The sequence below is a fragment of the Acidovorax benzenivorans genome (assembly GCF_028680575.1).
Taxonomy (GTDB): Bacteria; Pseudomonadota; Gammaproteobacteria; order Burkholderiales; family Burkholderiaceae_C; genus Acidovorax; species Acidovorax benzenivorans.
In genome coordinates this window covers 532,566-555,724 of the sequence record NZ_JAPCKI010000001.1, presented here as the reverse complement: position 1 = coordinate 555,724, position 23,159 = coordinate 532,566, and the positions used below count along the sequence as shown (strand labels likewise).

Genomic DNA, 23,159 nt, shown 5'->3' with positions numbered 1-23,159 from the left:
CGAGGCACCTGCCCGTTCAGGCACCGCCAGCCTGGCTCAAGAGGGCTTGGTGTCCGCGAAACTCGGGCGCAGCATCAGCTTGTCGAGCAGCTTGCCCAGGTTGGGATACTCGCTGCGCCAGGCGATCTCTGGGAAGCGGAACTCCAGCCAGCCCAGAGCGCAGCCCACGGCAATGTCCGACAGGCTCAGGTGGATGCCGCTGCAGTAGGGTTTGTCACCCAGGCCCTGGCTCATGGACTTGAGGCTGTCATTCACCTTGAGCAACTGGCGGTCGATCCAGGCCTGGCTGCGTTCGCTGTCCTTGCGGTGGACCCAGGTGGCTTCAAGGCGAGCCAGAATGCCAGCGTCCATCACACCGTCGGCCAAGGCCTCCCAGGTCTTGACCTCGGCGCGTTCGCGGCCCTGGGTGGGGATGAGCTTGCCCACGGGTGACAGGGTGTCGAGGTATTCGACGATCACGCGGGAGTCAAACACAGCCTCGCCACCTTCCATCACCAGACAGGGCACCTTGCCCAGGGGGTTGGATGCGGAGATATGGGTGTCGTCTGCCCAGACGTTTTCTTGCACGAACTGGTAGTCGAGCTTTTTCTCAGCCATCACGATACGTACCTTGCGCACGTAGGGGCTGGCGGTGGCTCCGATCAATTTCATGGTGTGTCTTCCAGTGCGCGGGGGATGCTGAACAATTCGGGTTTGATTCTATCGACAGCAGCCCAGCACAAGGCTGACTGATGCGCGGCCCCCACAACCCCCACCGACACACCCCGCCTACAATTGCGCGCCATGAGCCTGTCCACCATCACCGCCCTGTCGCCGCTTGACGGCCGTTACGCCCCCAAACTTGCCGCCCTGCGCCCCATCATGAGCGAACACGGCTACATGCACCGCCGGGTACAAGTGGAAGTGGCGTGGTTCATTGCCCTGTCTGACGCAGGGTTTGCAGAATTCAAGCCCCTCACCACCGGAGCACGTGCTTACTTGCTGGGCCTGGTCAAGAACTTCTCGGAGGCCGATGCCGCCGCCATCAAAGAGATCGAGAAGACCACCAACCACGACGTGAAGGCGGTCGAATACTGGATCAAGAGCAAGTTCGAGGCACGCCCCGAGCTGGAAAAAGCCTCCGAGTTCGTGCACTTTGCCTGCACCAGCGAAGACATCAACAACACCAGCCACGCGCTGCAATTGCGCTCGGGGCGCGACCAGGTCGTGCTGCCGGGCCTGGACCGCATCGTGCTCAAGCTGCGCGAAATGGCCCACGCCTTTGCCGACGTGCCCATGCTCAGCCGCACCCACGGCCAAACTGCCAGCCCCACCACCGTGGGCAAAGAAATGGCGAACGTGGTGATGCGCCTACAAACCGCCTGCGACCGCATTGCCGCCGTCAAGATCATGGGCAAGATGAACGGCGCGGTGGGCAACTACAACGCCCACCTGTCCGCCTGGCCCGACTTTGATTGGGAAGCCTTCAGCAAGAAGGTCATCGAGACGCCCGAACCCCTGGGCCTGGGCCTGACCTTCCAGCCTTACAGCATCCAGATTGAGCCGCACGACTACATGGCCGAGCTGTTCGACGCCGTGGCGCGTGCCAATACCATCCTGATCGATCTGTCGCGTGACATCTGGGGCTATGTGAGCCTGGGCTACTTCAAGCAGCGCCTGAAGGCGGGCGAGATCGGCTCGTCCACTATGCCGCACAAGGTCAACCCCATCGACTTCGAGAACGCAGAAGGCAACCTGGGCCTGGCCAATGCGCTGCTCAAGCACCTGTCCGAAAAGCTGCCCATCAGCCGCTGGCAGCGCGACCTGACCGACAGCACCGTGCTGCGCAACATGGGCGTGGCCCTGGGCTACGCCACGCTGGCCTACGCCTCGCTGCTCACGGGCCTGAACAAGCTCGAAATCAACGAAGAAGCCCTGGCCGAAGACCTGGACACATCTTGGGAAGTGCTGGCCGAACCCATCCAGACGGTGATGCGCCGCTTTGGTGTGCAAGGCGCCTACGAAAAGCTCAAGGAAGTGACGCGCGGCAAAACCGTGACCGCCGAGGCGCTGCATGGCTTGATCGCCTCGCTGGAGATCCCCCAGGCAGAAAAAGACCGCTTGCTGGCGATGACGCCCGGCAGCTACGTGGGCAAGGCGGCCGAGCTGGCGCGCCGGGTGTAGTGCTATCTCCATGCGGCAGAGCTGTACACCCAAGAGAGTACCTGGATGAAAGCGCCTTTCATTCGAGGGCGTTGGTCAAAGGAATCATTGTTTGCTCTGCTTGTTTTTGTCGTAGTTTCGGCATTCGCGGCGGCGCTGTACGGCCCGTACCTGGAAAATCCGTTTGTTTTTGATGACGGAAATCTCTTCTTCACCTCCCGTCTAACGACCGCGGCGGTGGAGCCCTGGGAGCTGCTTACCCGGTCGTTGCCGTACTTCACCCTGGGTTGGGTCCAAACACAATGGGGCACCATGGAAGCGCATCGGCTCATCAGCTTGGTGCTGCACGTTTTGGTCGCCTGGCAACTTTATCAATTGCTCAAGCAGATGCTCATTCTGGACGGGCGCCGAAGCGAGTCGGCTGCCATAGCCCGTGAGCAGGCCGACGCCATTGCAGCATTGCTGGCCGTTGTGTTCGTGGTGCATCCAGTGGCCGTCTATGCGGCGGGATACCTGATACAGCGCACTACCGTCATGGCCGCGCTGTTCTCGCTGATCAGCTTGCGCTATTTGCTGATGGCCCTGCAGGAAGGTAGCCATGTCAGGGCGTTGCGAGCGGCGCTGATGTCATCTCTAGCCATGTTGTGCAAGGAACATTCAGTGACCGTTCCATTTGCAGCCTTGTCACTCGTTTTGCTGCTGGATCGGGTGGATCGACGAACGATACAAGTCTGCTCCACTTTCATTTGCGCGAATTTGCCAGCCGTTGCCTTGGTTTTCAGCGTGGGGATGGGATTTGTTGGCCAGCCGTACGAACCCAGACTGAGCGACCTGACAGGTGAAATCTACGGCCTGCCTGCATTCCAGGGCCGCGGTGATAGGTGGCTATTTTCGGCCTACACGCAGGCCCAGCTGTACTACCAATACTGGCTGCAGTGGCTAATGCCCTCCACCACCAGAATGTCTGCAGACTTGAGGGTCGATTTTCTCCAACCCTGGACTTCCGTTCGCGCTTTGCTGCAACTGGGCCTATTTGTGGCAGTGCCTTCTGTGGTGGCAGGTCTTTCGCTGCGGACGGGCAAGCACCGTTTGTTCGCTTTTGGTCTCGCATTCAGCGCTTTGCTGTTTCTGGTCGAGTTCAGCCTTGTGCGCTTTCAGGAGCCTTACGTGCTCTACCGCAGTTATATCTGGGCCATTGGGTATGCTGCGACTGTCGCCGCTTTGGCACGACACCTTCCGTGGCGTATGACACTTGCACTGGGCGTGCTGGTGATCCCCCTGTTGTTTGTACAGTCGCGAGACCGGCTGGAGAGCTTTTCTTCACGGGCCGCTCTTTGGGAAGACGCCGCAGCCAAACTACCGAAACCTGAAGTAGCTGGAGCGAGCCGGATCTTCTTCAACCGGGGCAACGAGCGCTTCCAGAAGGGCAACGTTGAGGGAGCACTGTCAGATATCGGCAAGGCCATCGAACTGAGCCCCGAGAACTCCAGTTTCTACCTCGCTCGCGCAACGACGCTCACCCGGATAGGCCGCCCCCAAGAAGCACTTTCTGACCTGGAAACCGCCGAGCGGATAACCCCCCACGACGAACCGCGAATTTGGTTTGAAAGATTTCGCGCGCTTTATGCCTTGCAACGCCCTGACGCGGAGGATGCGCTGCAAACTGCCGCAGGCCTGGGCAGTTTTTCGGCCCGATATGTCATTGAAAAACGTCGAAGCAATGGGGCTGACGTAGAAGTACAAATTGAAGGAGCCCGCTGAGAATGGCGATCAAATCAACAATATTCAAAGCGAACCTTGCGATCGCCGACATCGACCACGGCTACTACGCCGACCATGCGCTCACCCTGGCACGCCACCCCAGCGAAACCGACGAGCGCATGATGGTGCGGCTGACAGCCCTGGCCATTCAGGCACACCAGCTCAATGACCTGTGCAATGGCGACGCCACACTCGCGTTCGGCGCAGGGCTGTCGGACCCGGATGACCCAGATGCATCGCTGACGGACTTTACCGGCCGCAAACGCGTGTGGATCGAAGTAGGGCAGCCGGAAGACAAGCCCCTGACGAAAGCCTGCAGCAAGGCTGACTCAGTGATCGTGTACTGCTTCAACCACGCGGCCGAGATCTGGTGGAAGGGCATTGAAACCAAGCTTTCGCGGCTGGACAAGCTGCAGGTCTGGCGCATCCCGACCGAGGCCTCGCAAGCGCTGGCGCAACTGGCCGAACGCAGCATGCAGCTGCAAGCCACGGTGCAGGAAGGGGCCATCACCCTGAGCAGCACGCAGGGCAGCGTGCATGTGGAGCCCGTGCGTTGGAAGTGAGACATTTCAGGCCAAAACGCCCGATAGCGCCAGATTCACTTACCTGATAAGCTATCAAATAAATAGCAAACAGTCGCATACTGTCAGTCGCGTGGCATGAGCGCTCCGCAATGCCAGCACTGTTCAAACCCGCCTTCCACCATCTCGCCGCAGCGGCAGGCCCAATGGCGCTGCGGCAGGTCTTGTAGCTCTTGCAGCAAGGCCTGCGCGCGCGTGGCATGCTCATCGTGGTCCAGCCAGATTTCGGGCAGGCACTGGTCGGGCGGCAGGTGCCCAGCGGCGGCACCCAGGTACTGGCGCTGCACCGAGGCCGTCATGCCGGCCTCACACAGCAGGTCCGCCCACAGGGTGGCGATTGCGATGTTCGGGGCTTGGGTCAGGCGCAGCATGGCACCACCATAGCGGTTTGCCGGGCCCGCGTACAGCCCACCGCGATCTAGTTAGCCCTGCGTGCCGTCGGCAGCCCCCGGCACTACGGTCACCCCCTCAGCCGCGCGTTCGGCATACCGGTTGAAACGCCAGGCCGAGTGCTCCAGCGTGATGCGGCGCCACACTCCCCGCTTTTCCGCCGGAGTGAACGAGGGCCAGAACTGCACCTCGTCGAACGTGCGCCCACATCCCTTGCACAAGTCGTCGCCCTGGCTGGTGGAGCAAATCGCGATGCAAGGCGTGTCGGGCGTCGTGTCATACCAGGCCTGCCATGCGGCCATCGCGGCGGAAGGCAGGCGGTCTTCATCGATCTCTGTGGCGCGACCATAGACCATCAGCGCATAGGCCTCCCCCAGAGCCTGGACCTCGGGCGCCAGGCCCAGCCCGTCAGGGGACGCGGGCGCGCGATGGCGCCAGTGATTGATGGCGGCTTCGATGTCGGTGATGTGAATGGCAGCCATGAAAACGGGGCAAAAGACGCACAAGCGCAGGGGCACAAGAGGGGGCTGGATCATAGCGGCCCGCCACGGGGGAGCTGGCAGTGGTGGTATCCGTCGTATTCCCCGCTGGCTGAATCTCTCGCTCAGCGCACGCAGTGGGGTGTATGGATGTACGCAGTAACCACAACACCCCGGCACTTGCGCTGCCTCGCCGGGGATGTTCCAATCGCTGTCTCGAAGGGGAGTAGCTCCCGTCTTGCCAGCCAACCCACCATGGGTGGGATCTGCGCAATGCAAGACATCGGATTTGTCGTCAATACGAAGCCACGCTTCCGGCAATCCGGGTTCACGCACAACCAGCCTGTGTGGAACTGAGCAAGACCTTTGATGGGCCCACCGTGGGCTGATCAAGGCCGTCCCTTCGCTTGCCATGTCTCCCCGTTCCGGGGCAAGCCTTCCTTGACCAGATCACCGTAAGCCCTCTATCCCTGCGGGGGACTCGGCGCTACAGTGGCGCCAGGATCCTCGTTTCTCGCCACTGACACTGAGGAATTTATGGACTTTTTGGCTTCGCCCGAATTCTGGCTCGCACTCGGCCAGATCATCATCATCGACATCCTGCTGGGTGGCGACAACGCCGTGGTCATTGCCCTGGCCTGCCGCAAACTGCCGCCCGCACAGCGCACCAAGGGCATCATCTGGGGTACGGCGGGTGCCATTGTCTTGCGCGTGATCCTGATCGCCTTTGCGATGACCCTGCTGGCGCTGCCGTTCCTCAAGTTTGTGGGCGCATTGCTGCTGGTGTGGATTGGCGTGAAGCTGCTGGCGCCCGATGAAGAGGGCCATGGCGACGTGCAAGGCAGCGACAAGCTGCTGGCCGCCATCAAGACCATCATCGTGGCCGACCTGGTCATGAGCGTGGACAACGTGATTGCCATCGCGGGCGCCGCACAGAATGCGGGCGAGCACTCCTTCTTGTTGGTGGTGCTGGGCCTGCTGATTTCTATCCCGATCATCGTCTGGGGCAGTCAGTTGGTCATCAAGCTGATGGAGCGTTTCCCCGTCATCATCACGCTGGGCGGCATGCTGCTGGGCTGGATTGCGGGCGGCATGCTGGTCACAGACCCAGCCCTGGCCAATCCAGACAAGTGGCAGTGGATGCTCAAGATGCCCCTGGATGGCGTGAGTGGCGAAGTGACCGACGCGGTCAAGTACGGTGCCAGCGTGGCAGGCGCGCTGCTCGTTTTGCTGGCTGGCAAGCTCATTCTTGCTCGCCGGGGCAGCGCTGGCTCGGCATCGGCAGGGCACTGACCGCTTCACACGGATTGCATTGCATCAGAGGCAGCGCAGGGGGCCATGCCGCCCCCTGTGGCGTGCCACACACCTGGAGGTGGGTATGGACAGAGTCATCGTGTATGTGGACGACGCAGCGTACGCGCAGCAGGTGTTGGCGCCCTTGTGTGGGCGTCCAGCCAGCGCGCGCACCCATTGGGTGCTGGTTGCCTGCGCACCGCGCATGACCCACCGCGTCAGCAAGTGGGTGAGCCACAGCACACGTGAGAACTGGCGCACCAAGTGGGCGGACAAGCTGTTCGCCCAGATTGTGCCGACGCTGCAGGCGCCCTCGGGGGCTGTGACTACCGTGGTGGCGAAAGGGCCACTGGCCGAGCTGACCGCCCAGTTGCAGGCGGATGGCGACAGCATGGCGACGGTCGCTCCCGTGGTGGATGCTCGCCGACCCAAGTCCGAGCCTGTGGGGCGCGTTGACGGGCGCTGGTCGTCAGCGTCGGGCACGCTGGGCAGCGTACTGACCGGCTTTGGTGTGCTGTGGGTGCTTGCGCTCGAATGATTCTGTGGCTGCCTGGCCAGGCCAGCCACATCCAGTGATCACCGTCCCGCAGGCCAGTGCTATTCTCCGGTCATGCGACTTCTTCTGAAATGGCTACTCAGCGCTGCCTCGTTGCTGTTTGTGGCCTATATCTACAGCGGCGTGGAGGTAAAGAGCTTCACCTCGGCGCTGATTGCGGCCTTCGTGATCGGCTTGTTCAATGTGGTGCTGCGGCCCGTGCTGGTCGTGCTCACCCTGCCCGTCACCATCGTCACGGTGGGGCTGTTCCTCTTCGTCATCAACGCACTCATGTTCTGGGCGGCAGCCAGCGTGCTCGACGGCTTCCATGTAGCGGGTTTTGGGGCCGCGCTGCTGGGCTCGCTGATCTACTCGGTGCTGGGGCTGGTGATCGAATCAGCGCTCGGCGGCCTGTTCACGAAGAAGTGATTCCATCGCACGCAGGCGCGTGTCGATGATGGAGGCCTCAATGTGGTCCACCGCCGCACCGCCTCGGCGTGCCATGTCCTGGCCGGCCTTGAACCGGTCTACGGCGGCGGCATAGTCATAGCGCGCCGCCTGGGCCTCTGCCTCGGCACGTATCGCCCTCAACGCCTGCCCCTGCGCCTGCCAGGTAGACGCCAGCAGTTGCCACCCGGTGGCGTCCTTGGGATGGGTTGCCACCCAGGTCTGCAACGCCTGCGTGGCGTCGCTGGCTCGGTTGGCGCGCAACAGGGTTTGCGAGCGAAGCATCAGCTCAGGTCTGCGCGCATTGCCATCCGGGATGAACGTCAGGGCGGTGGCGACGTCACCCGCTGCCAGTTCAATCTCTGCCATCAACAGGCGCACCAATCGGTGGGCCGCCGGGTCCTGCCGCACCAGATCATCCAGTTGGCGAGCCCCCGTGCGCGCACCCGCCGCGTCACGCAACTGGCTGCTAGCGAGCGCTGCCGCATACAGGGCGGCAGCGCGGCGCGGCAGAGGCAGCGACTGAAATCCCGAGCCTCGTGGCTCGGCAATCCACTGGCGCAAGGCATCCACCCCCGGGTTGGACAGCACACGCGCCCGTGCGGCCACCATGGCATGCTCGCTGGAAGCCTGAGTAGCGGCTCCAGTCGCAGATGCTGTGCCCGGCGAGATGCGCGACTGCATGTCTGCCATGCGCTCTGTGGTCAGCGGGTGGCTGCGCAAGTAAGGCCACGACCCGTTGTCATTGAGCCGGTTGGCTTGCTGCAGCTTTTCAAACATGCTCACAAAGCCTTGAGGCGCAAAGCCCGCGGTGGCCATCAACCCGTAGCCTATGCGATCCGCTTCGCGCTCCATGTCCCGCGAGAAATTGAGCTGATTCTGCATGGCCAAGGCCTGGCCGCCCACCACCAAGGCCTGCGTGGCGCCTGGGTTCTTGCTGGCCGCCAGAGCACCAAGCACCATGGCTCCCAGCAGCAGCGGCGTCTGCTTGCTTTGCTGCGTGATCAGCCGCGAGATGTGGCGCTGGGTGACATGGCTCAGCTCATGGGCCAGTACCGAGGCTAGTTCATCGCGTGTGGCCACCACCCCGATCAGCCCCAGATGCACCCCCAGATACCCACCGGGCAGAGCAAATGCATTCACCGTGCGGTCACGGCCCAGCAGGATCTCCCAGGCAAAGCGCTCGTCCAGCTCGGCACTCAGTTCACCCCTCGTCTTGGCGGCTGCCAGGAGTGGTTGCCATATCCCTTGCACATAGTCGGCCACAACCGGGTCATCGACGTAGTCCGGGTCGCGGTACAGCTCACGGATGATGCGGTCACCCAAACGGCGTTCGGCGCTGGTGGTGAGGTCGCTGGAGTCGCCGAGGGTGGGGAGGGAGGTTTGAGCCGTTGCCTGGGGCAAGGTGGATATCAACAATGCCATCAGAAATAGGGCATGCAACGACATTTCCACTGAGGCTGTAAGCCGGTAACGCATCGGAAATGAGAAATCAGAACGAGTCGAGGGGAAGGAATCCCAGAGGCTCGGCAGTAGCTTCGTCAAGTAGGACGGTCCACGCTTGATCGCGACCAACCAGTGGCAGGGTGCGCAATTCGACTGCAGTTCTGCCCGTTTGCTGAACTGCACGAGCGATAAGTACCGAATCATGGGGAAACCGAGCGATTAATTCGCTGACCGGTTTGGCTTCCTTCAAGATATCTCTGGTGCTGTCTGTATAAGGCTGCCAAAGGTCAGCCCGCGCCGAGAGCGGCACGCCGCCTATAGCGGCCATGGTGGAATCAAACTGCTCTGCTGCGTCTTTGAAGGGACGCAATGCGATTGTCGTTGGACCTGCGATCGGCAGCTTTTGCAACGAAGTAGGGGCCTTGCTCAACAGTTCGGCGTCTATGTCAATTGCATGGACCACGCTCATGCGTGAGTATTCAAAAACCAGATGCACGGGCCTTGCCATAAACACGGTCCACAAGCCGTAGATCAGCGCGGCGACCTGAAGCAAGCCCACGATGGTGAGGTCGGTGGCCAGTTCACGCCCAGGTTTTGTGCGATTGAAAATGATCAAAGTGATGAGAGGCCCCATGATGACGTCCACACCTGTCACCAACACAAAGAGCGCCCGTCCCCCCGAAATTTCTCGGTAGGGGTACGGGTACCAAATTCCAAACACCAAGACAGCAGCCAAAGCCGCAATACAAAGGCTGACGCCCAGATGAATGCCACTGGCGCGTAGGCGCCCTTTCCACTTCTGCATGATCGTATGATGTCTTCGTTTGATGAGTATTCAATGAACAATTGTCTCTAACCGCGTTTTTACCTCATGTCCGCCCTCACCCACTTTGATACCAAAGGCCAAGCCCACATGGTCGATGTGGCCGCGAAATCCGCCACCCACCGTATTGCCATTGCCAGCGGGCGCATTGAGATGCAGCCAGAAACACTGGCATTGATTGAAGCAGGAACCGCAAAAAAAGGCGATGTGCTGGGCATTGCACGCATTGCGGGTATCCAGGCGGCCAAAAAAACCAGCGACCTGATTCCGCTGTGCCACCCTCTTGCTTTGACCCGTGTTGCTATTGAATTCGAAGCTGCCAGTGCTCACCAATCAGGCGCTATCGGTATATGTTGCACCGCAACCGTAGAAGCGGTGGGCCCCACTGGCGTCGAGATGGAGGCCCTCACCGCTGTGCAGATAGCACTCCTTACCATTTACGACATGTGCAAGGCCGTGGATCGGGGGATGTCCATCCACGGCGTGCATGTGGCAGAAAAACACGGTGGCAAATCGGGTAGTTTTATCGCGCCTTGAGGGTCACCGGTAGTAAAGCAAATTTTGACTCAAAAATTTGGAGTGGTTTGATCTCACAGAGAAGGGCGGCTATCTGCACATGCTTTTTCTTGAGATTAGGAATTGACATTCATGGTCAAATTTCTCAGGCTGCGGGTTGCGTAAATTTTTTTGTTATGCACGAGATGATTTTCAATGTTTGGTAGCTTTTTCAATACCTCTCACGTAGATACCTTTGCTGCTCTCGTGGTGCGAGAGTTGGTGAAAGGACTTCCTCCGCAGCAATTGGACACGCAATCCAAGCAAGCAGAGAAGACACGTACCCGTATTGATGACAGGATCCGGAGCCATGCCCAGCAGCTTGTCAACAACCATCAATTGAACATTTATCAAAAGGCTAAGTTGGGAAGCCAGCTGCAAGATGGCCTTCTGGCTGCTGGTTACCCTAAAACCTTCAGTAAGTCTTTTACGTATGACGTTGTTCGGCTCGTAGCACTTGCGTCCACGCAGACGCATCCAAAAAAATGATGCTGGCGTGGCTAAAAAAAAAATGGGGTTCTCTCAAAAATGCTGCTTCATTGCCCGCAGCGGATGCGCGTATCGCCTCCGAGCGCGCACCTGTGCTGACGCCTATAGGGTCTTGGGACTTGTACTTGGCGGGGCAGGTCGCTGAAGCCGAGCAAGCGACATTGGCGCAACTGGCCATCGAACCAGACCATGCCGATGGACTTCTGGTGCAAGGCCTTATCGCCCTGGAGCGGGGGCACAGGGCGGATAGTCTGCGTGTTTTGGAGCGAGCGGCATCGTTGCACCCTTCGAACGCCGAGATACATGTCGCGCTCGGTCAAGCGCTGCTGATCTCAGGCCGCAGCAAAGCATCGGCCGCTGCATTCCATCGGGCTCTTGAGGTAGTTCCTGGTCACGCGATGGCCAGTTTGAATCTCGCCAAACTAGCGCTTGCCAGTAGGCAAGAGGAAGATGGCATGAAACTATTGCAGTCGGCGGTGGCCCACGATCCTTCTTTGGCGGAAGCTCAGTTTCATCTCGGCAACTTGTTTCGTGTTCGCGGTAATCTGGATCTGGCAGAACGGCATTATCGCAACGCAGTTTCATCTCGTCCTGACTATGTAGATGCGCTGGTCAATTTGGGTGGCCTCTTGAAAAACCGGGGCCACAATGAGGAGGCGGCCTTACATCTGGAGCACGCTTTGCGGCTGAAGCCGGATATGGCTGAGGCTGCATTCAATTTGGCAATGATGCGTGTGAATCAAAGGATGTGGGGAGAGGCCAGCCATTGGCTTCAAAGTACGCTGGCTGCCAATCCTAAGCAGGCAGATGCGCAGTATTGGTTGGGCAACGCATCAATGGGGCTTGGCGATGCGGCGACGGCGCGAAAAGCCTACCAAGCAGCCCTTCAGGTCAATGGCAACTACGTGCAGGCCAGATGGGGCCATGCCATGGCCCAGTTACCCGCTGTGCCGCAGTCTGACGAGGAGCAAAATAATGCGGTAGAGGCGTTTGGGAAAGAGCTGGACAAGTTAAAAATCTGGTTTAGGGTCCATCGTCCGACGGATGCCTACAAGGCTGTTGGTGCACAGCAACCCTATTACCTTGCTTACATTCCACAAGATCATCGTGCAGCATTGTCACAGTATGGTGAGTTGTGCACGTCTCTCATGGGGACGTGGGCACGCAAAGTGGGAGTGCCGACACCTATTCGAAGTACCGGCTCAAAATGCAAAATTGGTATTGTGTCTGCACATATTCATGAGCATTCTGTTTGGCGTGCCATTGTGCAAGGATGGGTGGAGCATCTCGATCCCACTCAGTTTGAGATTTATATTTTTCATACAGGAACTGGACGGGATGCTCAGACGGAATGGGCAGTGCGAAGAGCCACTCGTTTTTATTATGCCGAGGGGGACTGGGTGGCATGGGCCAAGGTGATTTCAGACGCTCGTATCGATGTCTTGGCGTATCCAGAGATTGGCATGGACTCAACGACTGTGCGGTTAGCCTCCTTGCGATTGGCGCCGGTACAACTTGCCAGTTGGGGGCATCCTATTACCACCGGTTTGCCGACCATGGATGTGTTTGTCAGTGCCAGGGCTCTAGAACCACGAGGTGCTGAAGCACATTACACCGAGAAACTTGTTGAATTACCTGGTCTTGGATGCTGCTATCACCCATTCGCACTTGCGCCAACTCCAATCGATCTCTCGCGATGGGGCCTTAGCAAGATTGATCGAATTTTACTTTGTGCCGGTACATCTTTTAAATACGCGCCACAAAATGATGCATTGTGGGTTGATATTGCAAGACGTTGCCAACCTTGCAAACTAATTTTCTTTCGATCCAAACCAGAATCTCTCCCTACTTTGCTTGAGGCACGCCTTCGCAAGGCATTTGCGGATGCAGACATGGATTTTGATACACATGTACGGTTTATCCCTTGGCTCCCTCAAACAGATTTTTTCGCATTACTTGATCGAGCCGAGGCTTATCTTGATAGCATCGGATTTTCCGGATTTAATACTGCAATGCAAGCAGTCGAGCGATGCACTCCCATAGTGGCGTGGGAGGGGCAATTTATGAGAGGTAGATTTGCAAGTGGTATCTTGCGAGAACTGGGACTTGATGAATGGATTGCCACCTCGACGAGCGAGTACGCAGCTCTGGTGGAGAGGTTGTGCGCGAGCAGTGCGCTTCGCGATGATGTAAGGCATACACTTAGTACACGCCAAGCTAGAGCATTCAGCAACGCTCATGCTGTTGAAGTATTCGCTCAAAATACAACATCACTGAGAGGATAAAACAACCCCGCAATCAGCGATTTTTGATGTATTCAGGAAATGGAATATTTACCAATTCTGGATATTTATCTCTCCCAAGCTCCTCCCAGTGAGTTCTTGCAGCCAGACACACACTCTCAGCTTGCATGGAACACATTTTCCTCAGCGTTGTCAACGCATTTTCTGGTTGGTGACTTAAAGCCAGGGCAAGTGCGTACTTGAACATCGGAGCGGCATAAGCAAAGCGAACAGAATTACGGCGTATTTCCTCCAGCTCATCAGTTGACAAGCCCACTTTTGCCTCATTGCGAGAGAATTTCAAGAATCGCCGGAGACTTGTCAGAATCACGGCAGACGGTGGTTCTGTTGGTTCCGGGTTTCCAATCCTTGCTTCTTGAAAGCGCATCAGAGCCCAATCTGCCTCAAGTGGAAGATATTCCACGACTACAGTTATGGTTAGTATGGCAAGGATGGTGCTTGCTACCACAGCCGCACCGCGGGTCAGTGTGGCGCCAATCGCCTTGTGCTGAAGAGTGGGCCGAAGCGTTGTTGTAGGAGAAAGCCAACCAATGAGAAAGCCAACAGGCAATAGAAAATACGCGTAGTTTAGTGGGTACTCAACCATCGCATGGTTGAACACTATTGCCACCCCCACAAGAGCTACCCACTCTGCCGCAGTGTTGCAGCGTCGGATCTGCCTCAAGAACCAAACTGTCAAGCCCGCTGTTAAGGCAAGTGCTACTGGCAGTCCATTCCACAAGGCAAGATCCAGAAATAAATTGTGTGCGCTTTCAATAACTAGATAAGTTGGGGGGTAGTCCAGTACAACAGACAGTTGCGCGCTACTAATTTGGCCCCAGCCATATCCAAACCAAGGCTCACGCCATATCGCATCGAGCATGGATAGCCAAATCACACTACGAATACCGGGGGATGTCATGCGCTCCAATGTGGAATTTGTTTGAGCCTTTAGCAGTAGCAAATCACCCAGCAAAGGCCCGAGCCACATCATCAAAAAATAAAACCCCACGGCTATGCCGATTACCATCGGCGTCGCCCGCAAGGCGCACCGTTTGCGCATAAACAAAAATGCCGGTATTAACCAAGCAAAAGCCAGCAGAACCGACCTAGACCCAGTCATTGCTAATGCACCAAATAATAAGGCAGCAGACAATCCCGCGATCAAAGTACGCACTCGATGCGTTTCCCAAAAATATAACAAACCAACAGCACCAAGGAGCACCAAGGTCGCTAGTTGATTAGGCTGAGCGAGGTTTCCGAAGGGGCGGGATTTTGGTGGAATTTCCGCAATATAGATCCCCTGATAGCTTGGAATTAACCACTGATGCAGCGCCAGTCCTGCGGAGCATATCGCAGCCACCAGTATCCCCCCCCAGAACGGTGCAATCGGGATACTAATTCTTCCACCACCTGTTTTAGTAGAGCCATTTGCGCAAAGTGCTCCTGCATAGATTGACAATGAAAGCCCTAGGAGATAAAGGCTAGTCATCCATGCATCCGTAGCAAATAAAAGTCGGCCCGTCGCGAATTGCAATAGGGGGACTGCCGCCAGTACTCCGACCCCATAGGCAATAGCAGGGGCACAAGCAGTTTTTGTACATGCCCAGACGAAAAGAGGTACAAATGCCAAAGCCGCGCCCAACTCTTGGTGAAAACTCAACCAAGGGGAGTAATGGTTTGGAAGCAAATAACAGAGGCACAATATACCTCCCATCCATACCAGCATTCTCTTTTCTAGAAAGGCACTCATCACTGAATAAATGGCTCAAAAAAAAGTGCGCCCTTGGGCGCACCGTTGGCTGAAAATATCTGCGAACTAGTCTGCAGATACCAGTAATTTAGCCGCGGCAGGAACCTGGCAGATACTTTGCCTGCATCGGTGTTGCACCACCAGGGCCGCACTTCCATTCATATACAACCTTGTTGACATCAGCATTCGTAATAACGCCCGTCTTCAAGTAGGGAGTCATCACAACAGTAGAGTCCTTCGCATCTTTGAGGCTGGCTTCACTGGTGGTCTTAATTGTGACTTGACCTGCATTGCTTGTGACAATCGAGAAAACATATTTCGTTGGCACGCTATTGGCATCTGCTGCTGTATTTTGTTCACATCCCCAAGCATTAGCTGCAGGCAGCACGGTGCTCGAGATTGTTTGAATCGTTTCTGTAATACTGGTCCGGCAAGCAGATCCCGCCAAGATCACTTCAGACACCTTGGCACGGATGGTGTAGTCCTGGTACGCAGGCAGCGCTACGGCGGCCAAAATACCGATGATCGCCACAACGATCATCAACTCGATCAGGGTAAAACCCTTTTGCAAAGTACGCTTCATGAAAAACTCCTAGGAAAAGTTGCAAATGCACTATTTGCTATGCAATCGCCGTGCCTACTTTGTAGAGTCGGGTTTGGCCGCGCCGGGATGCCGCGGAGACCCGCGAGCAAGCAAGAGAACCCACTAGCGCCCCAACTGCACCACCAAAAGTCAAGTGCAGATTCATCGCTTCAACTCAAAAAAACTCACATTGAGCATTGTTGACAAACCAGCTCTCACTATCAGCCGCAGACACACTTGCCCGCTCCGAAAATGGACGACGCTCGCCGTCACACATTACATTTTTGTCGCCCAGTATTGTCACAACTGTGAGCCCCTTCACACTTCCATCGTCTGCCCCGCACTCAGCCAGCGAACGTCATGCGGGCTGTGGTGGGTGGAGGCAGTGCAGTCCAGCTGTCGAATTTCGTCCATGATGAGCGAGGTTTCCGACGGCTTGGTGTGCGTGATGTAGATGGGATAGCGATCAGCGCCTGAAATGTGCGCCAGTTCCTGCGCCAAAGTCTCGGGCGAGAGGTGCAGGCTGCGGCGAGCCAGGTCTCGTTCGCGGTTGCTGAAAGCTGTCTCGATCACCAGGCAAGCTACCGGCAATGCGTTGACACGGTTCCAGAACAAAGGGTTGCGTTCGGTATCGCCGCTGAACACCCACCAGCCGGTATCGCCTTGCACAGCAAAACCTACGGCAGGTACGGTGTGGCGGGCGGGGAGCACCTCAATCCGGGTACCTGCAATGCTCAGCACATCACCGGACACAAAGGTCTGATATTGCAAAAATGGGGATGCAGCGGACGGTATGGCGCTGAAATCTGGCCAGATGACGTTGTTGAACACATGCGTCTGCAGCGCCGTGATGGTGGCGGCCAGGGCGTGCACCTGCACGGGGTGGCGGCGCTGAGACGACACCGCGTCGAGCATCAGGGGCAGAGCGGCGATATGGTCCAGATGGGAGTGGGTCAACAACACATGGTCAATCTTGCCCATTTCTTCCAGCGTGAGGTCGCCCACGCCAGTGCCCGCATCGAGCAAGATGCTGTCACCGATCAGGAACGATGTCGTGCGACAGTCCTTGGCAATGGCGCCGGAACACCCCAGCACGCGAACCTTCATGTGAAGCCTTTTACTTGGTGTCGAAATTGGTGGCGCTGTCCCAGTCCGGGTTAAAAGGCAACCCGCGCAGGGCTTCGACCCGCGCCGCATACAACTCGTACAGGACGCAGTGAGGTCTGCACACTTTCAACTGCCCCATCAACTGGTCGCATTGTGCCCATTCCTGCGCGACATAAGCACGCAGAAAACCCTCCCACGCCGCCAGTTCTTCGGCGAGTTCGGTGGATAGCTCGCCTTGAGGTGCGAGCGGCTGGTAAATCGGCACGGCCTGTGCCTTGCCCTTGACGCGGACGCGGTCCATGGCCTGCCACACAAACAGAGGAGCGAGCTGCATGGCGGATTCACTCACCACGATCGAAGTGCCGTAGTGCTTGGATAGCCCCTCCAGGCGGGAGCCGAGGTTGACCGCATCGCCGATGACCGTGTAGCTGCGACGGATGTCCGAGCCCATGTCGCCCACACACATGACACCGGTATTGAGTCCAATGCCCACCCCAATCTCGGGCAGACCGCGCTGGCGATGGTTGGCGTTGATTTGCCCAATGGCCTGCGACATTTCCAGGGCCGCAGTCACCGCCAGTTGCGCGTGGTCTGGCGTGGCCACGGGAGCCCCCCAAAAAGCCATGACGCAGTCGCCCATGTATTTGTCAATCGTGCCCCGGTGGCTGCGGATGATGTGGGTGAGCTTGCTGAACACTTCATTCAGCAACCCTTGCAATTGCAACGGCTCCATCCGTTCGGACATGGCGGTGAAACCGCGCATGTCGCAGAACATCACCGTCAGCTCCCGGTTGGTGGCCTGCATGCTGTAGTGCTCAGGTTGCTTGACCATCTCGGCCACTAGCTCTGGTGGCACATAGGCGCTGAACAGTGCGGCCAGCTCGCGCTTGGAGCGGCTTTCGACGAAGTACCCGTACGCCATGTTGAGCGCAAAGGCCAGCATAGCCATCACGACTGCCGTCGCCAGCGGCAACGCCAGCCCCTGAGCGATGTACATCCACAGGTTAAGCCCCACCAGCGCACACACCACGCCACCACTGAGCAAGACCGCAGACGATGCAGACAAGAGCGGCAACGCCACCGCCAACAGCAAGCCCGCACACAGCAGCTGTAGCACATCGAACCCTGCGGCGTAGTCGGGCCGGACAATATTCTTGCCGTCCAGGAATGCCGACAATACATTGGCGTGTGTCTCCACGCCTGGGTACGTTCTGCCCACCGGGGTCACCCGCAAATCCAGCAAACCGGGCGCCGTGGAACCGACCAGCACCAGTCGGTCCTTGAGTTGGCCAGGCGGCAATGCGCCGTCCAGAACGTCCGATGCCGAGATGTACCGGAAAGAGCCCCCTTTGGCGTCGCCCCTCCCCCGGTAGGGGATGAGAGTGGCCAGCTGTTGGTCCACGGGGAGCGCCAGCGCGCGACCATCCTGGCGCAACACAATGCTTTGGAGTAAATCGTGCGTCCCGGAGGGTGTGGGATTCACAAAACCCGGATGAATCTCTGGCAGACCGATCGCGGTACGGAACATGGCCAACGCCAGCGATTCGTAATACTGCCCCTGGTACTCGGCCAACAAGGGTAGGGAGCGAACGACCCCATCCTCGTCCGTGATCGAATTGAAGAACCCTGCAGCCGGTGCCGCGCGGGTGAGGACCTCGATATTGCTGCTGTACCCACGCCACGTAGTTGCCCCCAGGGGCAAGCCCCGCAAGCGCCCTACCGGCAGGGCGGGGTCTGGCAGCATGCCTTTGGTGATGCCGTCGCGGTCTTCGCCCGAAAGGTAGTAACCCAACACCACCGGCTGCCCATGCAGAGACTGCGCAAAAAGGGCGTCATAGTCCAACGATGGCGCCAGGCGTTCCAGTTGCTCCTTGAAGGCGGGTTGGCTGCGCAGAGGGCCCTGGGCGAGCTGTTGCAGCGTGGAGAGGCCCGAACTTTCATCGGCCTCGGCAAACAGCACGTCAAAACCCACCACCGACACTTGCTGGCGCTCAAACAGTTCATGCACCAGCGCGGCCATCTTGTCCCTGCGCCAAGGCCATTGGCCCACTCGCCCCAGGCTCTTCTCGTCGATATCGACGATAACGATCCGCTCGTCCAGCGTTCGTGGCATGGTCACCCGCAAGCGGGTGTCGTAGATGATGTTGTCCAGTCGCTCCAACACCTGCAGGTGGAGTACATCGGCCACGTGCAGCAGCGCAAAAACCAGTGGTATCAGCGTGACCGCAATGCGCTGCCAGCGCCGACGGAACAGATGCGACAGGGACTGCAGCATAGGTCCGCGCGCTGGAAAGAAGGGCTCAGGTCAGCAAGGGCACGCAATGATGACGCGGGCCCTGTGCGGGATGTCAGTTTTGCTCGAACTGCATCTCGGTGCCGGCCAGCTCCAGGCGATCACCGTGCTTGAGCGGAACTGGCGATGCACCAATGGCAGCGCCGTTGAGCAGCGGCATGTCGGGCCCCTCGACATGGGCCAACACAAAACCTTGGTGCCGCTTGGTGATGGAGGCCACAGCGACCCCCGGCTTGCCAATGGTGGTCACGACCTTTTGCAGCGACACTTCACGCCCCGCAGCAGCACCCGACATGACCCGGATCACCGCCGAAATTGGTGCAGGCGCAGGGGCCGCAGGAGCGGGCCTGGACGCAGCCACGGCGGGCGGCACCATGCCGGGCTTGAAGATCATGGTCTTCTCGAAGTTCTGGCCCTCGGCATCTTGCAGGAAGCGGATCTTGTACTTGCCCACCTCCACCGTATCACCATTGCGCAATTCCTGGCGCTTGACGGCTTTGGCGTTCACATAGGTACCGTTGGTGCTGCCCAGGTCCTCAATCTCCACATCCTGCCCCACCATGTGGAGCACGGCATGCTCACCGCTCACCGCGAGGTTGTCGATCACGATGTCGTTGTATGGCCGCCGACCCAGCGTGGTCCGCTCCTTGGTCAGCTGCACTTCCTTGATGACGACGCCGTCGATTGAAACGATCATTCTCGGCATGATCCACTCCTGATGTGATGAATTGTTGTATTTCGGGCCGTTCAAGAGGCCCCTAGCAATCGGGACATGAGGCCACGCTTCTTGCCTCCTGCAGCAGCCTGCACCAGCAGCACGCTCACGTTATCACGGCCGCCGTTGGCGTTGGCGGTGTCAATGAGCAGTGTCGCTTTTTCCTCCAATGGCATGGGCGCCCGCACCATCTCTGCCAAGTCCGAGTCGGACACCATGTCGGTGAGCCCATCGGAACACAGCAGAAACAGATCGTGGGGCGCCACCTGGAACTCGTTCACCTCCATCAGCACATTGGGCTCGACACCCAAGGCCCGCGTCACCAGATTGCGGTTGGACGACAGCGCTGCCTGCTGCGGTGTCAGCAGGCCGGCATCCACCTGCTCCTGCAGCCAGGAATGGTCACGCGTGATTTGCTGCAAAGCACCATCGCGCAGTCGGTAGCAACGCGAATCGCCAATGTGCCCCAGGATCAGGCGGCTACCATGAAACACTGCAACCACCAGCGTGGTCCCCATGCCCGCGTACTGCGGATTGGAAAGGGACGCCCCCAGGATGGCGTGGTTGGCGTTCTCCACACAGATCTCCAGCGCTCGACGCACGTCGGTGGACTGTGGACTCGCGCCCGCCTGGGCCAGCCAGCGCGCCATTTCAGTACGGATGAAGGTGGTGGCCATGCCACTAGCCACCTCACCCGCGTTGTAGCCGCCCATGCCATCGGCCAATATCGCGACCTGCGCATCGCGGTCAACGGCTACCGCGTCTTCGTTGTTGGAGCGCACGCGGCCCTTGTCGGTCCGCGCAGTGAATTCGTAGGTCATGGATGTGGAGGCGTGCGTCATGGGGCGCCCAAAATCGGCGGGGCTGCCGCACCCCGCACGGCGGGGGGCTCCATCACGGTTTCCTGAAAATCCGCCATTTCTTGCCCTGTTGCATCGCGGTCCGCATCATAGACGACTGGTTCAGGGCTGAATCTCACCTCGCCCACCATGGCCTGCCGCAGATCCGCCGCGAACTGCCGCCCAGTCTGGTAGCGCGCTTCCGGGCGCTTTTGCAACGCCAGCGCCGCCACCCTGGCCACAGCGGCCGGGAGTTCAGGGCGCAGCTGGCGCACGTCGGGCGCCTCCACGTTGGCAATCTTGTGCATCAGCTCAGTCATGGACGCGCCCCGCAAAGGAAGCGCACCCGTTAGCAACTGGAACAGGGTAATGCCCAGCGAATAGAGGTCCGAGCGCCCATCAACCTTCTTTCCAGCCAGTTGCTCGGGTGACATGAAGCTGGGCGTACCCAGAACCAGCCCCGTGCGGGTCTTGCTTGAATCCGTGATGCGCGCGATGCCAAAGTCCGTCACCTTGACTGCGTCTGTCGCACTGTCAAACATGATGTTGGCGGGCTTGATGTCGCGGTGCACCACGTTGTGGGCGTGGGCGTAGTCCAGCGCGTCCGCCACCCGGGCCGCAATCGACAGCACGGTGGGCACCGGCAGCAACCGGTCCTGGCCGCAGGCATGGGTCAGATCCTGGCCTTTGAGGAACTCCATGGCGATGTAGGCAAGATCATGCTCCTCGCCCGCATCAAAGATGGTCACGATGTTCGGATGCTGCAATCGGCCAGCGGTTTCTGCCTCGCGGAAGAACCGGGCACGCGCATCAATCAGCGCATCACCTTCAAACTCCTGCCCCAGGGCCAGCGTCTTGATGGCCACCACGCGGCCAATCTTGGGATCCCGCCCCAGATAGACCACTCCCATGGCACCTTTACCAATCTCGCGGTCGATCTGGTAGCGCCCCAGCATGGGCACGCCGACGGTAGCGTCGCCTGGCAGCAGGGGCGCACCAGGGCTGGCCTGCGGCACAGAATCCGCCACGCCCAGCGAGGTTGGCGCGCCGCCGCTTTGGGCCTGAGCACGGGCACGCTTGTAGCGGCTGCGCACGTCCTTGTACTGGCGGTTGTGGCGCAGGATATGTTCGTACACCGCCTGGGCCTTGGCGAAGAGGCGCTTGCGCTCAAAGTCCTCCGCCAGGTGGTAAAGGTTGTCCAGCAACGCATCGCTGGCGGGCACCTTGCGCAGGCGCTCAAAGGCCATGTCCAGTTGGCCCTGGCCATGCAGGGCCAAGCCCATCATGCGGTCAGCCTCAGCGGCTTCGGCGGAACGCCCGGAGACTTCGCCCTGCCGTCCGCGATGCGAGAGTGCCACCACAGCCGTGCCCGCCAACACACCCAGCACGGGCAGCATCAACGGGACCCACAAGCCTCCATAGCGCAGAAGGGTCCATTCGGCGGTGACCACGGTAAACGCGAGCACGGCACCTGCACCTACCCCAACCGGGCGCGCCATGCGCGGCGCCAACAGCACCACATACAGAAATACCAGCACCAACACCAACCAAGCCACCGGCGTGGCCCAGCTTGGCTCCACCACACCCAGCCCGAGGCGAATGGATGACAAGGTTTGCGCCAACATCTCCACGGGGTAGGCGGGGCGCTCCCCCGACTGCGCTGCGGAGGCCCCCAGCGCATCCGCCATTTCACCCACCAGCACGGTCTTGCCCTGGAGGCTGGTGGCAAGGGTGGTTTCATCGAGCACGCTGGCGGCCGACAAGACAGGGAAGGAGCCCAAACCATCGCCAGCCATCTGCCAGCGGGGACGCAGCGCAGCAGCTGCATTGGTGGGAATATTCAGCCCTCCCAGCCGCAGCCCCCCAGAGGCATCCACGACACGAACATCACCCAACCCCAGATGCAAGCTGTGTTGCGCCGCCAGCAATGCCAGGGACGGCACTCCAACGCTGTCGTACCGAAGAAGCAGGGGCACCTGGCGCACGCGGCCATCTTGGTCCGGCTCGGCGTACACGTGGCCCACCCCGGCCGCCACGGAGCCCAGCGACGCGATGGGGTGCTGGGCCGACTGCATCACAGTCGCGCCAGCACCTGGGTCGGGTACCGTGCTGCGGCGCACGTATGACGGCAAAGGCGCCGGAGTCCCCGTGGCTTCATAGCGCGAAGCCAGGAATACGTTGCCCGCCCGCTGGATGGCAGCAGCCAGGCGCGCATCGCCGTCGAGTACAGCCTCGGCCTCTCCCACCACACGGCCCAGCTCAGCTGCCAATGCGGTTCCATCACCCGCTGCTGCAAGGGTTTCGCGGACTTTTCGGAGATAGGTCAAGCCCCTGTCGCTCTGCGGTTGCGTGAATGCGGGGGTGTAAATGATGGTTTGGGCGCCAGCCGCTGACAGGCGGTCAATCAGGCGTGCGTGGATATCACGCGGCCAGGGCCAGGGCCCAACGGTGGCAACGCTCGCGTCGTCGATGCCCACGATGACTACGTCGCCCAACGGGGCAGGGGACGAAGTGCGAACAGCAGCGTCGTAGAGCTTGTGTTCGAGCGACAGCGATGCGCCCGTGATCGCGCACAGGCCCACTATGGCCAGAGCCACCAATCCGCCCCAAAAGCCATCGGTACGCCACCCATCCATCCGCCGTGCC

Annotated in this window: 21 protein-coding genes; 9 read left to right on the top strand and 12 right to left on the bottom strand. The window is 59.3% G+C overall.

What is annotated here, in order from left to right; translation table 11 throughout:
- Positions 1-36 precede the first annotated feature (36 nt).
- Positions 37-651, bottom strand: a complete 615-nt coding sequence (locus OIN59_RS02585; RefSeq protein WP_274106848.1) for a glutathione S-transferase N-terminal domain-containing protein — start codon at positions 649-651, stop codon at positions 37-39.
- A gap of 132 nt (positions 652-783) precedes the next feature.
- Here OIN59_RS02585 and purB point away from each other — a divergent pair, with 132 nt between their 5' ends.
- Genes purB through OIN59_RS02570 form a run of 3 tightly spaced genes read left to right on the top strand, consistent with a single transcriptional unit; the run spans position 784 to position 4,466 of the window.
- A complete protein-coding gene (gene purB / locus OIN59_RS02580; RefSeq protein ID WP_274106846.1) occupies positions 784-2,163 on the top strand; it encodes an adenylosuccinate lyase in 1,380 nt (459 codons plus the stop codon).
- A gap of 45 nt (positions 2,164-2,208) precedes the next feature.
- The gene (locus tag OIN59_RS02575; protein ID WP_274106844.1) at positions 2,209-3,903 is read left to right on the top strand and encodes a tetratricopeptide repeat protein; all 1,695 of its coding nucleotides are present in this window, start codon (positions 2,209-2,211) and stop codon (positions 3,901-3,903) included.
- A gap of 2 nt (positions 3,904-3,905) precedes the next feature.
- Complete coding sequence (locus OIN59_RS02570; protein WP_274106842.1) at positions 3,906-4,466, top strand: YaeQ family protein; 561 nt, start codon at positions 3,906-3,908, stop codon at positions 4,464-4,466.
- A gap of 83 nt (positions 4,467-4,549) precedes the next feature.
- On the opposite strand, the gene OIN59_RS02565 is transcribed toward OIN59_RS02570, so the two are convergent.
- Positions 4,550-4,855: a putative signal transducing protein gene (locus OIN59_RS02565; protein ID WP_274106840.1), complete on the bottom strand. Its 306-nt coding sequence runs from the start codon at positions 4,853-4,855 to the stop codon at positions 4,550-4,552.
- 51 nt (positions 4,856-4,906) lie between these two features.
- Complete coding sequence (locus tag OIN59_RS02560) at positions 4,907-5,356, bottom strand: DUF3717 domain-containing protein (protein ID WP_274106839.1); 450 nt, start codon at positions 5,354-5,356, stop codon at positions 4,907-4,909.
- A 534-nt stretch (positions 5,357-5,890) separates the two neighbouring features.
- On the opposite strand from OIN59_RS02560, the gene OIN59_RS02555 reads away from it, so the two are divergent.
- The 3 genes from OIN59_RS02555 (at position 5,891) to OIN59_RS02545 (ending at position 7,610) form a co-directional block, all read left to right on the top strand.
- Positions 5,891-6,646, top strand: a complete 756-nt coding sequence (locus tag OIN59_RS02555) for a TerC family protein (RefSeq protein ID WP_274106837.1) — start codon at positions 5,891-5,893, stop codon at positions 6,644-6,646.
- Positions 6,647-6,731: 85 nt separating this feature from the next.
- The gene (locus OIN59_RS02550) at positions 6,732-7,184 is read left to right on the top strand and encodes a hypothetical protein (protein WP_274106835.1); all 453 of its coding nucleotides are present in this window, start codon (positions 6,732-6,734) and stop codon (positions 7,182-7,184) included.
- A gap of 72 nt (positions 7,185-7,256) precedes the next feature.
- The gene (locus tag OIN59_RS02545; protein WP_274106834.1) at positions 7,257-7,610 is read left to right on the top strand and encodes a phage holin family protein; all 354 of its coding nucleotides are present in this window, start codon (positions 7,257-7,259) and stop codon (positions 7,608-7,610) included.
- Here OIN59_RS02545 and OIN59_RS02540 read toward each other — a convergent pair.
- Together OIN59_RS02540 and tfpZ are read right to left on the bottom strand one after the other, a co-directional pair.
- Positions 7,578-9,053, bottom strand: a complete 1,476-nt coding sequence (locus OIN59_RS02540; protein ID WP_274106832.1) for a M48 family metalloprotease — start codon at positions 9,051-9,053, stop codon at positions 7,578-7,580. The two genes, OIN59_RS02545 and OIN59_RS02540, sit on opposite strands and share 33 nt — an antisense overlap.
- Positions 9,054-9,120: 67 nt before the next feature.
- Positions 9,121-9,879: a TfpX/TfpZ family type IV pilin accessory protein gene (tfpZ, locus tag OIN59_RS02535; RefSeq protein ID WP_274106830.1), complete on the bottom strand. Its 759-nt coding sequence runs from the start codon at positions 9,877-9,879 to the stop codon at positions 9,121-9,123.
- Positions 9,880-9,945: 66 nt separating this feature from the next.
- On the opposite strand from tfpZ, the gene moaC reads away from it, so the two are divergent.
- From moaC to OIN59_RS02520, 3 genes are all read left to right on the top strand, one after another.
- On the top strand, positions 9,946-10,434 hold the full coding sequence (gene moaC, locus OIN59_RS02530; RefSeq protein WP_274106828.1) for a cyclic pyranopterin monophosphate synthase MoaC: 489 nt from the start codon (positions 9,946-9,948) through the stop codon (positions 10,432-10,434).
- A 174-nt stretch (positions 10,435-10,608) separates the two neighbouring features.
- Entirely contained in the window at positions 10,609-10,941 is a 333-nt protein-coding gene (locus OIN59_RS02525; RefSeq protein WP_274106825.1) for a hypothetical protein, read from the top strand.
- Positions 10,938-13,226 carry a tetratricopeptide repeat protein gene (locus tag OIN59_RS02520; RefSeq protein ID WP_274106823.1) on the top strand — a complete coding sequence of 763 codons (2,289 nt, stop codon included), beginning with the start codon at positions 10,938-10,940 and terminating at the stop codon, positions 13,224-13,226. Before OIN59_RS02525 ends, OIN59_RS02520 begins: the two co-directional genes overlap by 4 nt.
- A 13-nt stretch (positions 13,227-13,239) precedes the next feature.
- Here the strand turns inward: OIN59_RS02520 and OIN59_RS02515 are convergent, their stop codons facing one another.
- The 7 genes from OIN59_RS02515 to OIN59_RS02485 all read right to left on the bottom strand — a co-directional run bounded on the left by OIN59_RS02515 (position 13,240) and on the right by OIN59_RS02485 (position 23,110).
- Complete coding sequence (locus OIN59_RS02515; protein ID WP_274106821.1) at positions 13,240-14,976, bottom strand: PglL family O-oligosaccharyltransferase; 1,737 nt, start codon at positions 14,974-14,976, stop codon at positions 13,240-13,242.
- A gap of 88 nt (positions 14,977-15,064) precedes the next feature.
- On the bottom strand, positions 15,065-15,559 hold the full coding sequence (locus OIN59_RS02510) for a pilin (RefSeq protein WP_274106819.1): 495 nt from the start codon (positions 15,557-15,559) through the stop codon (positions 15,065-15,067).
- 318 nt (positions 15,560-15,877) lie between these two features.
- Positions 15,878-16,666 carry an MBL fold metallo-hydrolase gene (locus tag OIN59_RS02505; protein WP_274106817.1) on the bottom strand — a complete coding sequence of 263 codons (789 nt, stop codon included), beginning with the start codon at positions 16,664-16,666 and terminating at the stop codon, positions 15,878-15,880.
- A gap of 10 nt (positions 16,667-16,676) precedes the next feature.
- Complete coding sequence (locus tag OIN59_RS02500; RefSeq protein WP_274106815.1) at positions 16,677-18,941, bottom strand: CHASE2 domain-containing protein; 2,265 nt, start codon at positions 18,939-18,941, stop codon at positions 16,677-16,679.
- A gap of 73 nt (positions 18,942-19,014) precedes the next feature.
- Complete coding sequence (locus OIN59_RS02495) at positions 19,015-19,665, bottom strand: FHA domain-containing protein (protein WP_274106812.1); 651 nt, start codon at positions 19,663-19,665, stop codon at positions 19,015-19,017.
- A 41-nt stretch (positions 19,666-19,706) separates the two neighbouring features.
- Positions 19,707-20,516 (bottom strand): Stp1/IreP family PP2C-type Ser/Thr phosphatase, encoded by an 810-nt coding sequence (locus tag OIN59_RS02490; RefSeq protein WP_274106811.1) that lies wholly within the window; start codon positions 20,514-20,516, stop codon positions 19,707-19,709.
- Positions 20,513-23,110 (bottom strand): CHASE2 domain-containing serine/threonine-protein kinase, encoded by a 2,598-nt coding sequence (locus OIN59_RS02485; protein WP_274106809.1) that lies wholly within the window; start codon positions 23,108-23,110, stop codon positions 20,513-20,515. The genes OIN59_RS02490 and OIN59_RS02485 overlap by 4 nt, the downstream gene beginning before the upstream one ends.
- Positions 23,111-23,159: the final 49 nt, after the last annotated feature.

Bases quoted from the DNA above. Each gene is read 5' to 3' on its own strand.
- OIN59_RS02505 (WP_274106817.1), bottom strand. From the start codon at position 16,666: ATGAAGGTTCGCGTGCTGGGGTGTTCCGGCGCCATTGCCAAGGACTGT.
- OIN59_RS02525 (WP_274106825.1), top strand. From the start codon at position 10,609: ATGTTTGGTAGCTTTTTCAATACCTCTCACGTAGATACCTTTGCTGCT.
- purB (WP_274106846.1), top strand. From the start codon at position 784: ATGAGCCTGTCCACCATCACCGCCCTGTCGCCGCTTGACGGCCGTTAC.
- OIN59_RS02570 (WP_274106842.1), top strand. From the start codon at position 3,906: ATGGCGATCAAATCAACAATATTCAAAGCGAACCTTGCGATCGCCGAC.
- OIN59_RS02490 (WP_274106811.1), bottom strand. From the start codon at position 20,516: ATGACGCACGCCTCCACATCCATGACCTACGAATTCACTGCGCGGACC.
- OIN59_RS02520 (WP_274106823.1), top strand. From the start codon at position 10,938: ATGATGCTGGCGTGGCTAAAAAAAAAATGGGGTTCTCTCAAAAATGCT.
- OIN59_RS02575 (WP_274106844.1), top strand. From the start codon at position 2,209: ATGAAAGCGCCTTTCATTCGAGGGCGTTGGTCAAAGGAATCATTGTTT.
- OIN59_RS02500 (WP_274106815.1), bottom strand. From the start codon at position 18,941: ATGCTGCAGTCCCTGTCGCATCTGTTCCGTCGGCGCTGGCAGCGCATT.
- OIN59_RS02510 (WP_274106819.1), bottom strand. From the start codon at position 15,559: ATGAAGCGTACTTTGCAAAAGGGTTTTACCCTGATCGAGTTGATGATC.
- OIN59_RS02585 (WP_274106848.1), bottom strand. From the start codon at position 651: ATGAAATTGATCGGAGCCACCGCCAGCCCCTACGTGCGCAAGGTACGT.
- OIN59_RS02545 (WP_274106834.1), top strand. From the start codon at position 7,257: ATGCGACTTCTTCTGAAATGGCTACTCAGCGCTGCCTCGTTGCTGTTT.
- OIN59_RS02540 (WP_274106832.1), bottom strand. From the start codon at position 9,053: ATGGCATTGTTGATATCCACCTTGCCCCAGGCAACGGCTCAAACCTCC.
- OIN59_RS02495 (WP_274106812.1), bottom strand. From the start codon at position 19,665: ATGCCGAGAATGATCGTTTCAATCGACGGCGTCGTCATCAAGGAAGTG.
- OIN59_RS02550 (WP_274106835.1), top strand. From the start codon at position 6,732: ATGGACAGAGTCATCGTGTATGTGGACGACGCAGCGTACGCGCAGCAG.
- OIN59_RS02565 (WP_274106840.1), bottom strand. From the start codon at position 4,855: ATGCTGCGCCTGACCCAAGCCCCGAACATCGCAATCGCCACCCTGTGG.
- moaC (WP_274106828.1), top strand. From the start codon at position 9,946: ATGTCCGCCCTCACCCACTTTGATACCAAAGGCCAAGCCCACATGGTC.
- tfpZ (WP_274106830.1), bottom strand. From the start codon at position 9,879: ATGCAGAAGTGGAAAGGGCGCCTACGCGCCAGTGGCATTCATCTGGGC.
- OIN59_RS02560 (WP_274106839.1), bottom strand. From the start codon at position 5,356: ATGGCTGCCATTCACATCACCGACATCGAAGCCGCCATCAATCACTGG.
- OIN59_RS02515 (WP_274106821.1), bottom strand. From the start codon at position 14,976: ATGAGTGCCTTTCTAGAAAAGAGAATGCTGGTATGGATGGGAGGTATA.
- OIN59_RS02555 (WP_274106837.1), top strand. From the start codon at position 5,891: ATGGACTTTTTGGCTTCGCCCGAATTCTGGCTCGCACTCGGCCAGATC.